The sequence below is a fragment of the Streptomyces sp. NBC_01485 genome (assembly GCF_036227125.1).
In the GTDB taxonomy this organism is placed as follows: domain Bacteria; phylum Actinomycetota; class Actinomycetes; order Streptomycetales; family Streptomycetaceae; genus Streptomyces.
In genome coordinates this window covers 4,066,991-4,080,183 of record NZ_CP109435.1, presented here as the reverse complement: position 1 = coordinate 4,080,183, position 13,193 = coordinate 4,066,991, and the positions used below count along the sequence as shown (strand labels likewise).

The following is a 13,193-nucleotide window of genomic DNA, read 5'->3' as shown; positions in this document are numbered from 1 at the left end:
CCCCCGAGGGCCCCTCCCCGAGATCCTCCGGGGGCTCCTCCCCGGGGTCTCCCCAGGGCGCCCCCCAAGGGCCCCCACAAGGGTCCGCTCAGGACTTCTCCCAAGGGCCCACCCAGGGGCCCACCCAGGGGCCCACCCAGGGGCCCACCCAGGGGTCTGCCCAGGGGTCTGCCCAGGGTTCCTCCCTGGGCTCCTCCCAGGGATCCCCCCAAGGGTCCCCCCAGGGCTCCCCCCAAGGTTTCCCGGAGGGTGTCCCCTGTTGGGTGGATGCGCAGCTTCCCGATGTGGACGCGGGCAGGCGGTTCTACGGTGAGCTCTTCGGGTGGAGCTTCGAGGCGCGGCCGGAGGGCCAGGGCGCCTCCGTATGGGCCCGGCTGGATGCGGCGGCCGTCGCCGCGCTCGCCCAGAAGACGGACGGTCGGATGCCCACCGTCTGGACGGTCTACTTCGCCACCCCCGACGCACAGGCCACCACCCACCGCATCCGGACCGGCGGCGGACAGGTGATCATGCCCCCGTTCCCGGTCGGCGGGCTGGGCGTCGCGGCCCTCGCCGCCGACCCCGAGGGCGCCGTCTTCGGCCTCTGGCAGACCGGGAGCCACGCCGGCTTCGGCGTCCGGCACACCCCCGGCACCTTCGCCTGGGCGCAGCTCTACGCCCGCGACACCGAGCAGGCCAACACCTTCTACGGCCACCTCTTCCACGAGGCCCTCTTCGGCCCCGGCGCGAAGCCCGACTTCGGCCGGGCGCCCGTCGGCGACGTCTTCTCCGAGGTCATGCCGCCGCACTTCCTCGTCCACTTCGGCGTCGAGGACTGCGAAGCGGCGCTGGGCGCGGTGAGCCGGCTCGGCGGGCGGGTGCAGGCGGGGCCGTTCACCGCCTCGTACGGCACGGTGGCCGTCGTCACCGACGATCAGGGCGCGTCGTTCGCGCTGCTCCAGCGCTGAGCAGCCCCTCGTCCGACCCTGTCAGCCGCCTCGTCCGTCCCTCATCGGACCCTGATCCAACCCTCGCCGGACCTCCACCGGACCCCCGACGGATCCCTCAGGCCCCTCAGCGACGCCTCGCCGCCCTCCTCGGCCCCCCCACCGGCCCCCCACAACGGATCCCTCAGGCCCCTCGCCGACGCCTCGCCGACCTCTCCTCGGACCCCCACCGGACCCCTCTGACCCCTCGCCGACCCCCTCACACGCCCGCTCATCGAACGTCTCACCGGCAGGTTTGTCCTACCGTGAGGATTTTTTGCCCGCATATGAAATGAGACACCCCGAATGCCCGCGGGTTCGCAACCAGCCGCCCGGCCAGGAACAATCGGGGTGCGTGCCGCCATGGCGGTGCGGTGGTGAGACGCTGCACGGGGCCGTGTACACAAGTGGGTGACGCGGCTCGTACGGGGAGGTGGCAGGCAAGTGGTGGATCAGCTGACGCAGCACGATCCTCGGCGGATCGGGCCGTTCGAGGTGCTGGGACGGCTGGGTGCCGGCGGCATGGGGCTGGTCTATCTGGCACGTTCGGCCTCGGGCCGGCGCGTGGCGATCAAGACGGTCCGTACGGAGCTCGCCGAGGACCAGCTCTTCCGCGTGCGCTTCACGCGCGAGGTGGAGGCGGCCCGGGCGGTCTCCGGCTTCTACACGGCCGCGGTCGTCGACGCCGATCCGCGCGCCGCCGTGCCGTGGCTGGCCACCGCGTACGTGCCCGCGCCCTCCCTCGAGGAGATAGTGAACGAGTGCGGGCCGATGCCGGCCCAGGCGGTGCGCTGGCTGGCGGCGGGCGTGGCGGAGGCCCTCCAGTCCATCCACGGGGCGGGACTGGTCCACCGTGACCTCAAGCCGTCCAACGTCCTCGTCGTCGAGGACGGGCCCCGGGTGATCGACTTCGGTATCGCGTCCGGCGTTTCGAACACGCGTTTGACGATGACGAACGTGGCCGTCGGCACCCCCGCCTACATGTCGCCCGAGCAGGCGAAGGACTCGCGGAGCGTGACCGGCGCGAGCGACGTCTTCTCGCTCGGCTCGATGCTCGTCTTCGCCGCCACCGGCCACCCGCCCTTCCACGGCGCCAACCCGGTCGAGACGGTCTTCATGCTGCTGCGCGAAGGCCCGGACCTGGAGGGACTCCCGGACGAGCTGCGTCCGCTCATCGAGTCCTGCATGCAGATGGAGGCCACGGCCCGCCCCAACCCGGCGGACCTCCAGGCCCAGCTCGCCCCCCACCTCTTCGGCTCCGGCTCCGACGACAGCGGTACGGCGTCGGCGTGGCTGCCCGAGAAGGCGGTCACCATGATCGAGACGCGCCGCGGCGGGCGCCCGGCACCGAAACCGGCACCCGCGAGCCCCCGCAGCGGCGGAGGCGGAGCAGGTGTCGGCGGCGGTGGCGGTGGCGGCGTGGCCATGGGGCGGGGGGCCGTACCGCCCCCGCCGTCCCACGACCCCGTGGTCCTCACCCGCCCGGCGCCCTCGCACGCGCCCTCGCACGGCCCCTCGCCCGTCGGCTCCCCCGACGCCGGTCCCGTCCGGCTGGCGGGTGCGGCGGTGCCGATCGGGCCCGGTCCGCGCGTCGCCGACGTCCGGGCCACGGCCGCCGTGAAGGCGCCGGTCGCGGAACCCGGCCTGGTCGCCAACTGGTCCCGGCTGCACCCCGGCGTCAACGGCGCCGACCCCGCCGTACCGGCCGCGCAGAACGGGCCCGCGGAGACGCCTGCCGGCTGGCGTCCCTGGCGTTTCCGCATGTCGAACGATGTGTGGGGCACGCCGTCGGTCGCCGGGGACCTGGTCTACGTCACCTCCTTCGAGGTACACGCCCTGGACGTGGCCACCGGCCGGCGCCGCTTCAAGACGCGCGACGTGGCCTGGTCGATGGCGGTGTCGGACGGCCGCGTCCACGCCTCCGACGGCCCCACCCTGTTCGCGTTGGACGCCCGCGAGGGCGGCGACCTGTGGCGGCTGTCCACGGACGCCTGGGTGTACTCGCTCAAGGCCGACCGGGGCACGGTCGTCACCGGCACGCGCGGCGGCGGCGTCCAGGCATGGGAGGCCTCGGGCGGGCAGAAACTCTGGGAGATCAGCGGCTGTCAGACCGACTTCGAGTCCCCGGAGGCCGGTCCGACGCTCCACGAGGGCACGGTCTACGTCTGGCAGGACGCCCGTCTCAGAGCGCTCGACGCCCGTACGGGTGACGAACGCTGGTCGTATCCGATCGGCGACACGGCCTCCTGCGGCGGCGTCCCGGTCCGCGTGACGCCCGGCCCCGACGGCTACGTCTACCTCTCCGCCGGCACCCGCGTCCTCGCCGTCGACGTGGCGAGCGGCATGGTGCGCTGGCACTTCGAGGCCCCGGCGGTGTTCCTGTCCCCGCCGACCTTCGTCCCCGGCCCGGCCGTCACCGGCGGCGGCGTCTACCTCGCCGACTACCTCGGCACGGTGTACGCCATCGACGCCACCGACGGCCGCGACCGCTGGCGCATCGCCACCGAGGCCCGGGCGTCCGTCGACCCCGTGCTGGTGGCGGCCGGCCATGTCCACGTCGGCAGCGGCAAGGGCCTGTACACCCTGGACGCGGTCACCGGCACGCCCAAGTGGCGCTTCCAGGCCGGCGGCGACATCGTGGGCGCCCCGGCGGTCGCGGAGGGCCGTATCCACTTCGGCTCCACCGACCACCTCCTCTACACCCTGAAGGCCGACGACGGCCGCCTGCGCTGGAAACTGGCCACCGGCGGCGAGATCACCGGCTCCCCGGTGGTCCGCGACGGCGTCGTGTACGCCTGCAGCAAGGACCGCTGCGTGTACGCGCTGGACGCGGAGAAGGGAACGGGCACGGCCCGAACGGCGTAGTCCCCGCCTGATCACCGAAGCCCTGTCCAGGGTGGACGAGAGCTGACCGTCCAGGGTGTCCGCATGGATCGACGCTCCAACCGGGTGGAAGAGTGCAGCACGGACGAGTACGTCGCCGGGAACGCGACGGCGACGGTACAGGTCGACCTGTCCGGTCCGGGCGTCGCGGCGAAGGTCGACCACCGCAACCCGGAACCGTACGCCCCGGCCGGCTGACAGCAGCCGCTCACCGCACCCGGAACCCCCCACTCCGCCGCCCGGCGAACAGCTCCGCCTGCCGCTCGCCGGGCAGGTTGCCCAGCGCGATGAGATGCGGCGCCTGCGCGAAGGCGGCCGCCCGGGCCGCCTCCTTCGCCGCCCACAGGGAGCGGACGGTGCCCTGGGGACCGGTCAGGCGGTGGCGCGGATCATCACGGTGAGGACCGGCGAAGCCGGTGACGGCTGGCTCTGTCCGATGTCCTCGTACCCCCACGACTTGTACAGCGCGTGGACCTTTCCGTCTCCAGCGGCCGGGTTGACCATGAGGGTGACGAATGGCTCGTCGCGTGTGGCGAGGAGGGCGTCGTGGATGCGGCGGGCAGTGCCGGTCTTGCGCCAGTCCGGCCGGACGCCGATCTCCTTCAGGGCCACGGCCGGGCGCTCGGTGTACTTGTCCGGCGGCGTCGGGCTGGTGCGCTGCCAGTAGCGGTCGCCGTGCTGGATGGTGTTGCTGTAGGCGTAGCCGACCGGGTGCCCGTCCGCGTACGCGAGGACGGCCGTGAACCCAGGCTCGGTGCTGTGCCGGTCCAGGCGTTCGCCGAAGGCGGTGACCGCGTAGTTCGGCAGGTGGAGCAGGGGGGCGCGTACGTCGGCGTATACGTCGAGGAGGTCGCCGCGGGCGGTGTCGAGGGTGGTGAACGTGCGCAGTTCGATGGCGGGCACCGTGGTCATGCGGCCATCCTCCAACTGGCGGCGTGCTCGGTCCAGGTCTGGACGGTGGTGCTGCCTGGCGCGGTGGCGCGCAGTGCGGCCCCGAACTCTTGGAGCATGCGCGTGACCCGGGCGTGCTGGGTGGCGGCGTCGGCGGGGACCTTCATCGCGGTGGCTGTGGCGGCGTCAGGGGCGCCCTGTACGAGCTGGGCGTGGGCGAGCCGGGTCGTGGTGATGGCCCTGGATCGGACCATGTGGGGGCGCAGGGCGTACAGGCAGCGGTGGGCGTGGTACTCGGCGGTCGGGTAGTCACCGAGCGCCGAGTACGCCGACAGCGCCAGCGAGTCCAGCTCGGCCTGGTCGTAGAAGGCGAGCATCCACACCGGCCGGTAGTCGGCGGGGTCGGCGCGCAGCATGGCGTCCTGGGCCTGCCCGAACGCCCGGCGGGTGTCGGCGCGGTCCTGGGCCGCGCCGTGGATCGCCCCCTGCCGGGCGAGGCCGAGGGACGCGAACAGGGGGTCGCGGCGGGTGAGGTGCAGGTTGCGGGCGACGTCGTTGGCGGCGAATGCATCGGCGGGGCGGCCCATGTGCCGGTACATGGTGCCCGCGTGGCTCCAGATGCGGAACTTGATCGCCTGATCGCCCGACATCTCCGCGAGGGCCTGGGCCTCACGCATGTGCGCCTTGGCATCGTCATAGCGGCGGCCGTCGATGGCGGCCCACATCGCCGAGGAGCGGAACGCCGCTGCGGAGGCGTAGAGGCTGCTGCGTACCCGCTGGGTGGCATTGCCGGCGTTCTGGAGGTTCAGTGCCTCGTCGGCGAGCGCGGCGGCCCGCTGCTCGATGCCGAGCTGTCCGCCATGGCGGTGGTCGCTGGCGATGATCTCGGCGAAGCGCTTGTTGAGGCGGTTGACGTCACTCATGCCGATACGGCGCGGCGATACGGTGCCCGGCGCGGCGGCGGCTGCGGCGGCAGCCGCCGCGATGCCGCCGACGAGGGTACGGCGCTTCATGTCGGGGTCCTCCTGCTGCGGTGGGACTGGGGTGAACGGAGCCCGGCCCCGTGGCACGAACCCTAGAGCGATGGCGGGCAGACCGCTGACGTCCTCAAGTGCCTTGCGGGTAGCCGATTTGGGCCACTTGACCCGGCCCGCTTTCCAGTCCCGGACCGATGAGCCGTCGAGGCCGCCAGGTCGCCCGGTCAGCCGCTCTAAGGAACTGTTCACGGCATCAGCAAGGCTGTTGGAGCTGTAGCCGTGTTCGGCCATCCACGCCTGAAGGACGGCGTTGCGCGTGGTGTCCATCCACGCACGGTAGCCCTCACGCCCCGCCGCCCGCCAGGTAAAGGGGAGGCCAAATCACCCTAGGTCGGCCTGTCGGATGGACACCTGATCGCCCTAACCAGCCTGCCGGGAAAGGGAGTTGTCTGGGTGTTGGCCGCCCGTCGCCTCCCCACTGGTGACGGACGGCTGTTGACGGCCCGGTCCGCTCCTGACGTTCTCCGAGGGGCGGGCCGGGCGCCGAGACGACGCGAAGGCTCCACCCCGATGACGAGTTTCAGTACGACAGTTCAGGCCGCCGCTGTCGGCCGTCCCGCCTATAGCCAGACGTTCCCGTGCGAGCCGTCCACGGCCGAGATAGGCCGCAAGCTCGTCCGGGACGTTCTCGGCGTCTGGCACCTCGACACCCTCGCCGACCACGCCACGCTGATCGTCACAGAGCTCATCGCGAACGCCGCAAGGCACACCCGGTGCCGCGAGATCCGCCTGATCGTCGCGCGGCCGAGCCCGACACGGGTACGCGTCGGCGTCGTGGACCGGGAAGCCGCGCGTCTGCCGGCTCTCGGCCAGGCCGACGAGGATGACGAGTCGGGCCGTGGCCTGTTCCTGATCGACGCTGTCGCCGACCGCTGGGGCTACGACCTGCGTGGCTCGGGCCGACGCCCGTGGGGCAAGGAAGTCTGGGCCGAACTCCGCATCGGGGGTGACGAGTGAACACCCTGGGCACGGTGCATCCGCCCCTCCCGGACATCGCACGCCTCCGGCCCCGCCAGCAGATGGCCATGGACTGCGCCCTCTGCGCTCGCCCGCTGGGAGCGAGTGGCCGGGTGCTGGGCGAGGTGCGCCATTGGGGCCTGCCGTTCCGGCTCTGGGTCTGCAACCCCGACTGCCGGGCGGCCAGCTCGGCCATCCCGAGCACCTAGGAAGGGGGCGTTCTCCCGTGGAGTGGCGATGGATCACCAGTGATTGCTGGCTTTGGTGCGAGCGCACCGGAGTGCGGGTGATCTGGCTCGACCCGGTGCAGCGGGGTGGGCAGCACGTCCAGTTCTACGCGTGCGAGCAGTGCCTCAACTGCCTCAAGGCACAGGCGCTCGCCTACTTCATGGGGCGGCAACCGACGTATCTGACGAAGCGAACGCCACACGGCAGACGAGAACGGATCCGACGAGCAGCAGAGCCAGGGCGAGGGCTGTGCTGGTTGTGTCATCCAGGCCGGCCACGACCCGGACGCCCTCCTCGCGTACGGCGACGTCGATCTCACCGGCGACGGCGCCGACGAGTCCATGAGACAGCGCGACGAGTTCAATTTCTCGGTCGGCATCCAGTTCGGTGACGTGCCACTCCAACGGATCCGGGCGACGCTGGCGATGCTCACGTGCGAGCAGCACGGCCGGAACCAGGGGGCCAAGGAGGACGCCGCGTGACGCCCAAGCACACAGGACGGTTCGTCACCATCGACGGTCCCAGCGGGGTGGGCAAGTCCACGACGGTGAAGGCGCTCCACGACCATCTCACCGCTCAAGGCCATCCCGCACGGCGGACGGCTGAACCGACCACCAGCGCCCTGGGTCAGTTCATCCGCAGACATGCCGACCAGATCCACGGCCTGGCGCTCGCTTGCCTGGTGGCCGCCAACCGCTACGAGCACATCGAGAGCGAGATACAACCCGCTCTGCAAACCGGCGAATTGATCATCAGTGACCGCTACCTGCCCTCGACGCTGGTCCTGCAACGGCTCGACGGTGTGCCCTTGGAATTCCTGCTCGGCATCAACCGTCACGCACTGCTGCCGGACCTCGCCGTGATCCTCACAGCGGAACCGGGACTCATCGCCGAACGCATCGCAACGCGCGGAGTCACCCACCGCTTCCACCTCGACCCCTCGGCACCCGGCCGGGAAGCCGAGCTCTACGCCGATGCCGCATCCCAGTTGACGAGGCAGGGGGTGATGGTGCTGCTTCTCGACACCAGCAGTGCCACCCCATCGGACGTAGCGCGCCGTATCGCCGACGCCATCCTGGCGCTGCCGATAGCGTCGGTCACCCCACCCGTCCATCCGACCCCCCAAGGAACATGAGCGGACAACCGGCACAGCCCGTCATCGACACTCACGTCATCCTCCGCGATGGCGACAAGATCCTTTTCTCACAGCGTGGCGGCCCTTACGGTCACGGCCGATGGCACATGCCGTCGGGAAAACTTGACCAAGGCGAGGCCCTTCCCGACGGCGCCGCCCGGGAGTTGTACGAGGAGACCGGCATCACCGTCGAACCGGCTCACCTTCGCCTGGTCCATACCGTGCACCATCGGCAGGACGCGCAGGTGCAGCGGATCGGCTTCTTCTTCGAGGCCACGGAATGGGAAGGGCAGCCCGTCAACAAGGAGCCTGAGAAGTGCCTCGCCCTTGAGTGGTTCACCGTGCACGACCTGCCTGACGACATCATCGAGTACCCGGAGGCCGGCCTGCGCGGCTACCTCGACGACAGCGGCCCTCTCACAGGGCACGGCTGGCAGTAGACAGGCCTTCCGGCTGGACTGGACTGATTCGAACAGCGCGACGTATGGGGGGCGTCCTCCGGCCGGGCCCCCCTCTGCTGCCCCGGCGGGCAGCCCGTCGACGACCACCTGACGGACCTCACGGCCACCTGTCTTGAACGGCAGGCCGAACCCGGAATGACCGTCTTCGACATCCGGCTCGGACTCACCGTCCTCGACACGATCGGTTCCCCCGAGGCACCCGCCGCACACCGCATCGTCGAGCACCTCCACCGCAGGACGACGGACGCCGAAGACGGCTACGCGGCCCGCGAGACCCTGGCGCACCCTCTGTTCACGGCGATCGCCACAGACCGGCAAGAACAGCACTGCCACGCTCTGGTACGAGCCTGCGCCCTCGGGGCAGGCGCCGTGTCCGATGAGCTGAGAGGAGAACTGATGGCGGTTCTCCGCGTCAGCGACACCGTGATTCGGGGAACGGTGTAAAGCCGCTCAACGGATCCGTGGCCGGGCGACCGACCGCGTCGCGAACAGCTCCGCCTGCCGCTCGCCGGGCAGGTTGCCCAGTGCGATGAGGTGCGGCGCCTGGGCGAAGGCGGCTGCCCGGGCCGCCTCCTTCGCCGCCCACAGGGAACGGACGGTGCCCTGGACGCCGGTCGGGGGGTAGCCGGCGATGACCGTCGCGCAGGTGACGGCCGCCTCCAACGCGCCGCCTGCTTCGGTGAGTTCGGAGACGAGGCCGACCTCGTGGGCGCGCCGGGCCGAGGTGCGTTCCGCTGTGCCCATGAGCATCATCCGGGCTGCCTCGCCGTACGGCATCCGCTGCGCTAGGAGCATCGATTCGTACGCGCTGACCATGCCGTACGTGACGTGCGGGTCGAAGAACTCGGCGTCGGCGCCCGCGACGACGAAGTCGCACTCCCCGAGCAGGTAGAAGGCGCCCCCGCAGGCCATTCCCTCCACTGCGGCGATGACCGGCTTCCACAGGTCGTTCGCCTTGGGGCCGACGGTGAGGAGGGGGTCGTCCTGCATGTAGGGGGAGTCGGGCTGCGGTACGGCCGTGTCTCGGTCCAGGCCCGTGGAGAACGCCCGGTCGCCGGACCCGGTGAGGACTACGGCCCGTATCGAGTCGTTGAACCTCAACTCCCGCCAGATCTGCGTCAGTCCGCGGATCGTTTCGGTGTCGATGGCGTTGAGTCTGGCCGGTCGGTCGAGGGTGACGACGGCTACGCCGGTGTCCTTGTCTAGGGCGAGGAGCACGCTCACGGGCGCTCCAGGACCCACTGCGGCAGGCCGTCCCCGTCGAAGACGACCTGGACCCGGGCGCCGATCCGGATGCGGTCGGGGGAGAGGGAGTCGAGGGGGGCGCCCGGTGCGGTCACCAGGTTGCCGACCAGGCGGATCCGGGGGGCCTCGGCCAGTTCGACGAGGATCACGTTGTAGGGAGCGTGTGCCGCGTACTCGGGGAGGAGGGGTGGGTGCGGGACGACGTAGGACCAGATGCGGCCGCGTCCGGACGTGCGTCGCCACTCGGTCGCGAAGGACTGGCAGTGCGGGCAGCAGGGGCGGGGCGGGAAGCGGGGTTCGTCGCAGTCGGCGCAGGTCTGGACGCGGAGTTCGCCCTCGGCGGCGTACCGCCAGAAGGGGGCGCCGTCGGCGTCCGGGACGGGGCTCAGCATGTCAACTCCTGGCAGGTCGACTTCTGTTGGTCAGCGTCTGTTGGCCAGCGTCTGTTGGTCAACGTCTGTGGGTCAACGTCTGTGGGTCAACGTCTGTGGGTCAACGTCTGTTGGTCAGCAGCAGGGCGGACGTCGGGACGCCTTCGCCCGCCGTGACGAGGCAGGTCGCGGCGCCCGGGACCTGGGCCGTGCTGGTTCCGCGCAGTTGTTTCACGCCCTCGTTGATGAGGTTGAAGCCGTGGACGTAGGCCTCGCTGAGGCCGCCGCCGCCCGTGTTGAGGGGCAGCCGGCCGCCGCTCTCCAGGGCGCCGCCCTCGGTGAACGCCCCGCCCTCGCCCCGCCCGCAGAACCCGTAGCCCTCCAGGGAGAGGGGGACGAGCGGGGTGAACGCGTCGTAGATCTGGGCGACATCGACGTCGGACGGGGTGAAGTCGGCGTGTTTCCACAGGTGTCGGGCGGCTGCCCAGGCCGGGCCGGTGAGGGGGTCGTCGTTCCAGTAGTTGACCATGCCGTGGTGCTGGGCGGGCAGGCCCTGGGCGGCCGAGTGGACGTACACGGGGGCGTGCCGGCAGTCGCGGGCGCGTTCTCGGCTGACGATCACGCAGGCCAACGCGCCGTCCGTCTCCAGGCAGTTGTCGTAGAGGCAGAGGGGCTCGCTGATCCACCGGGAGGTCATGTACATCTCGCGGGTGAGGGGGCGGTCGTACATGATCGCGGCCGGGTTCTGGTTGGCGCGGTTGCGGCAGGCGAGGGCGACGTTGAAGAGGTGGTCGCGGGTGGCGCCGTACTCGTGCAGGTAGCGGCGGGCCAGCATGGCTATCTCGTCGGCGGGGCGGAGCAGGCCGAAGGGGCGGGTCCACTGGGCGGGGGTGGGGAGTTGGGCCGTGGTGTTCGTCCACGGGCGTGGGCCGCTGCCCCGCTTGCGTGAGCGCCAGGCGACCCCGACCGTGGCCTGACCGGCGGTGATCGCCGCCGCCAGGTGGGCGACCGTCGCGCACGAACCGCCGCCGCCGTACCCGATCTTGCTGAAGAAGGTCAGGTCGCCGAAGCCGACGGCCTTCGCGAGCTCGACCTCGTCCGTCTCCTCCATGGTGTAGGAGGCGAGGGCGTCGACCTCGCCGGGGGCGATCCCGGCGTCGTCGAGGGCGGCGAGGACGGCACGGCAGGCGAGGGTCCGTTCGTCCTCGGGCAGGTGCTTGGCGAAGGGCGTCTGTCCGATGCCGACGACGGCCGTGGCGTCCTTGAGCCCGCTCACTGGGAGCCCGCTCACTGGCTTCACCTCCGCAGACACAGCGCATAGATGAGCTGACAGGACGTCACGTTACAGCTAATCTGACGGGTCGTCAGCTACTGCGTGCGGGAGGCTGGTTGTGGACGGAAATGTGGAGTGGGGCAGCATTCCGGGGCTGGTTCGGGCGGCGGCCGAGCGGTACGCGGACACCGAGGCGGTGGTGGACGGCCGGACGAGGATCTCGTACGGCGAACTCGGCGCACGGGTCGAACGCGCGGCGGCGGCCTGCGTCGCCAACGGGGTGCGGGCCGGCGACCGGGTCGGCATCTGGGCGCCGAACTCGCTGGAGTGGCTGGTCGCGGCGCTGGGCGCGGTGTCGGCGGGCGCGGTGCTGGTCCCGCTGAACACGCGGTTCAAGGGCGCGGAGGCCGCGTATGTGCTGCGCCGGAGCGGGGCGCGGCTGCTGTTCGTGACGGGCACGTTCCTGGGCACGTCGTACGTGGCGTCGTTGCGGCGGGCGGCGGGGGAGGGGCCGGGTGCGGGGCCGCTGCCCGGTCTTCCGGCGCTGGAGCAGGCGGTGGTGCTGTCCGACGACGCCCCGGCCGACTTCCGCACCTGGAAGGACTTCCTGGCCGGCGGGGACGGGGTGGGGGCGGCGCGGGTGCGGGCGCGGGCGGACGCGGTGCGGGGGGACTGGCCGTCGGACATCGTCTACACCTCGGGTACGACGGGCCGCCCGAAGGGCGCGGTGATCACGCACGCGCAGACCCTCACGGCGTACCGGATCTGGACCGACCTGGCGGGGCTGCGGCACGGCGACCGCTATCTGATCGTCAACCCCTTCTTCCACACCTTCGGCTACAAGGCGGGCGTGATCGCCTGCCTGATGCGGGGCGCGACGATGATCCCGCAGTCGGTGTTCAACGTGGACGCGGTGCTGGCGAACGTGGCCTCGGAGCGGGTGTCGGTGCTGCCCGGCCCCCCGACGCTCCACCAGTCCCTCCTGGACCACGCGTCCCGCGACGCCTACGACCTGTCGGCGTTGCGGCTGGTGGTGACGGGTGCGGCGGTCGTCCCGCTGCGCCTCGTGGAACGGCTGCGGGGCGAACTCGGCGTGCGGACGGTCCTCACGGCGTACGGTCTCTCGGAGGCCAGCGGCATCGTCACGATGTGCCGGCGCGGCGACGAGCCGCGGGTGATCGCGTCGACGTCGGGCCGGGCGATCCCCGGGACGGAGGTGAAGGTCGTCGACGAGGCGGGCGCCGCGCTCGCCCCGGGCGTCCCGGGCGAGGTGCTGGTCCGCGGCTTCAACGTCATGCGCGGCTACTACGAGGACGAGGCGGCGACGGCGGAAGTCCTCACGGCGGACGGCTGGTTGCGCACGGGCGACGTCGGCGTGCTGGACGCGGCGGGCAACCTCCGTATCACCGACCGGATGAAGGACATGTTCATCGTCGGCGGCTTCAACGCCTACCCGGCGGAGATAGAGCAACTCCTGGGCCTGCACCCGGACGTGGCCGACGTCGCCGTCATCGGCGTCCCGGACCCCCGCCTGGGCGAGGTCGGCAAGGCGTACGTGGTCCGGCGTCCGGGCGCGACCGCCACAGCCGACGACCTGATCGCCTGGTCCCGCCGCGAGATGGCGAACTACAAGGTGCCGAGGGTGGTGGTCTTCGTCGCCGAACTGCCCCGCAACGCGAGCGGGAAAGTGGTGAAGGGGGAGCTGCGGGGGGCCGGGTCCCAGTTCTGAAACTGTGACACTCCCGGG

Annotated in this window: 14 protein-coding genes and 2 pseudogenes; 9 read left to right on the top strand and 7 right to left on the bottom strand. The window is 71.5% G+C overall.

What is annotated here, in order from left to right:
- Window positions 1–263 precede the first annotated feature (263 nt).
- From OG352_RS18685 to OG352_RS18675, 3 genes are all read left to right on the top strand, one after another.
- Window positions 264–947: a VOC family protein gene (locus tag OG352_RS18685; RefSeq protein ID WP_329218306.1), complete on the top strand. Its 684-nt coding sequence runs from the start codon at window positions 264–266 to the stop codon at window positions 945–947.
- Window positions 948–1,409: 462 nt separating this feature from the next.
- A complete protein-coding gene (locus OG352_RS18680; RefSeq protein WP_329218304.1) occupies window positions 1,410–3,830 on the top strand; it encodes an outer membrane protein assembly factor BamB family protein in 2,421 nt (806 codons plus the stop codon).
- Between the two features lie 63 nt (window positions 3,831–3,893).
- The gene (locus OG352_RS18675; RefSeq protein ID WP_329218303.1) at window positions 3,894–4,046 is read left to right on the top strand and encodes a hypothetical protein; all 153 of its coding nucleotides are present in this window, start codon (window positions 3,894–3,896) and stop codon (window positions 4,044–4,046) included.
- A gap of 10 nt (window positions 4,047–4,056) precedes the next feature.
- Here OG352_RS18675 and OG352_RS18670 read toward each other — a convergent pair.
- The 3 genes and pseudogenes from OG352_RS18670 to OG352_RS18660 all read right to left on the bottom strand — a co-directional run.
- Window positions 4,057–4,218, bottom strand: a pseudogene (locus OG352_RS18670) (enoyl-CoA hydratase/isomerase family protein); the annotation flags it as partial.
- 2 nt (window positions 4,219–4,220) lie between these two features.
- Window positions 4,221–4,760: a GNAT family N-acetyltransferase gene (locus OG352_RS18665; protein WP_329218301.1), complete on the bottom strand. Its 540-nt coding sequence runs from the start codon at window positions 4,758–4,760 to the stop codon at window positions 4,221–4,223.
- Entirely contained in the window at window positions 4,757–6,043 is a 1,287-nt protein-coding gene (locus tag OG352_RS18660) for an XRE family transcriptional regulator (protein WP_329218299.1), read from the bottom strand. Before OG352_RS18660 ends, OG352_RS18665 begins: the two co-directional genes overlap by 4 nt.
- A gap of 243 nt (window positions 6,044–6,286) precedes the next feature.
- Here OG352_RS18660 and OG352_RS18655 point away from each other — a divergent pair, with 243 nt between their 5' ends.
- Window positions 6,287–6,733, top strand: a complete 447-nt coding sequence (locus tag OG352_RS18655) for an ATP-binding protein (protein WP_329218297.1) — start codon at window positions 6,287–6,289, stop codon at window positions 6,731–6,733.
- Window positions 6,734–6,747: 14 nt separating this feature from the next.
- A complete protein-coding gene (locus tag OG352_RS18650) occupies window positions 6,748–6,942 on the top strand; it encodes a hypothetical protein (protein WP_329218295.1) in 195 nt (64 codons plus the stop codon).
- Between the two features lie 177 nt (window positions 6,943–7,119).
- Here the strand turns inward: OG352_RS18650 and OG352_RS18645 are convergent, their stop codons facing one another.
- Window positions 7,120–7,407 (bottom strand): hypothetical protein, encoded by a 288-nt coding sequence (locus tag OG352_RS18645; protein ID WP_329218293.1) that lies wholly within the window; start codon window positions 7,405–7,407, stop codon window positions 7,120–7,122.
- A 32-nt stretch (window positions 7,408–7,439) separates the two neighbouring features.
- Between OG352_RS18645 and tmk the strand changes: the two genes are divergently transcribed.
- The 3 genes and pseudogenes from tmk to OG352_RS18630 all read left to right on the top strand — a co-directional run.
- On the top strand, window positions 7,440–8,096 hold the full coding sequence (gene tmk / locus OG352_RS18640) for a dTMP kinase (RefSeq protein WP_329218292.1): 657 nt from the start codon (window positions 7,440–7,442) through the stop codon (window positions 8,094–8,096).
- Window positions 8,093–8,536 (top strand): NUDIX hydrolase, encoded by a 444-nt coding sequence (locus OG352_RS18635; RefSeq protein WP_329218291.1) that lies wholly within the window; start codon window positions 8,093–8,095, stop codon window positions 8,534–8,536. The genes tmk and OG352_RS18635 overlap by 4 nt, the downstream gene beginning before the upstream one ends.
- 87 nt (window positions 8,537–8,623) lie before the next feature.
- Window positions 8,624–9,001, top strand: a pseudogene (locus OG352_RS18630) (hypothetical protein); the annotation flags it as partial.
- 6 nt (window positions 9,002–9,007) lie between these two features.
- Here OG352_RS18630 and OG352_RS18625 read toward each other — a convergent pair.
- The 3 genes from OG352_RS18625 to OG352_RS18615 form a co-directional block, all read right to left on the bottom strand.
- A complete protein-coding gene (locus tag OG352_RS18625; protein WP_329218289.1) occupies window positions 9,008–9,781 on the bottom strand; it encodes an enoyl-CoA hydratase/isomerase family protein in 774 nt (257 codons plus the stop codon).
- Window positions 9,778–10,194 (bottom strand): Zn-ribbon domain-containing OB-fold protein, encoded by a 417-nt coding sequence (locus OG352_RS18620; protein WP_329218288.1) that lies wholly within the window; start codon window positions 10,192–10,194, stop codon window positions 9,778–9,780. Before OG352_RS18620 ends, OG352_RS18625 begins: the two co-directional genes overlap by 4 nt.
- Window positions 10,195–10,294: 100 nt before the next feature.
- Window positions 10,295–11,449 carry a lipid-transfer protein gene (locus tag OG352_RS18615; protein WP_329223881.1) on the bottom strand — a complete coding sequence of 385 codons (1,155 nt, stop codon included), beginning with the start codon at window positions 11,447–11,449 and terminating at the stop codon, window positions 10,295–10,297.
- Between the two features lie 115 nt (window positions 11,450–11,564).
- Here OG352_RS18615 and OG352_RS18610 point away from each other — a divergent pair, with 115 nt between their 5' ends.
- A complete protein-coding gene (locus OG352_RS18610) occupies window positions 11,565–13,175 on the top strand; it encodes a FadD3 family acyl-CoA ligase (RefSeq protein ID WP_329218287.1) in 1,611 nt (536 codons plus the stop codon).
- The last annotated feature ends 18 nt before the right edge of the window (window positions 13,176–13,193 follow it).

Coding starts and splice junctions, on each gene's coding strand:
- OG352_RS18665 (WP_329218301.1), bottom strand. CDS start 4,760: ATGACCACGGTGCCCGCCATCGAACTGCGCACGTTCACCACCCTCGAC.
- OG352_RS18660 (WP_329218299.1), bottom strand. CDS start 6,043: ATGGACACCACGCGCAACGCCGTCCTTCAGGCGTGGATGGCCGAACAC.
- OG352_RS18655 (WP_329218297.1), top strand. CDS start 6,287: ATGACGAGTTTCAGTACGACAGTTCAGGCCGCCGCTGTCGGCCGTCCC.
- OG352_RS18675 (WP_329218303.1), top strand. CDS start 3,894: ATGGATCGACGCTCCAACCGGGTGGAAGAGTGCAGCACGGACGAGTAC.
- OG352_RS18635 (WP_329218291.1), top strand. CDS start 8,093: ATGAGCGGACAACCGGCACAGCCCGTCATCGACACTCACGTCATCCTC.
- OG352_RS18620 (WP_329218288.1), bottom strand. CDS start 10,194: ATGCTGAGCCCCGTCCCGGACGCCGACGGCGCCCCCTTCTGGCGGTAC.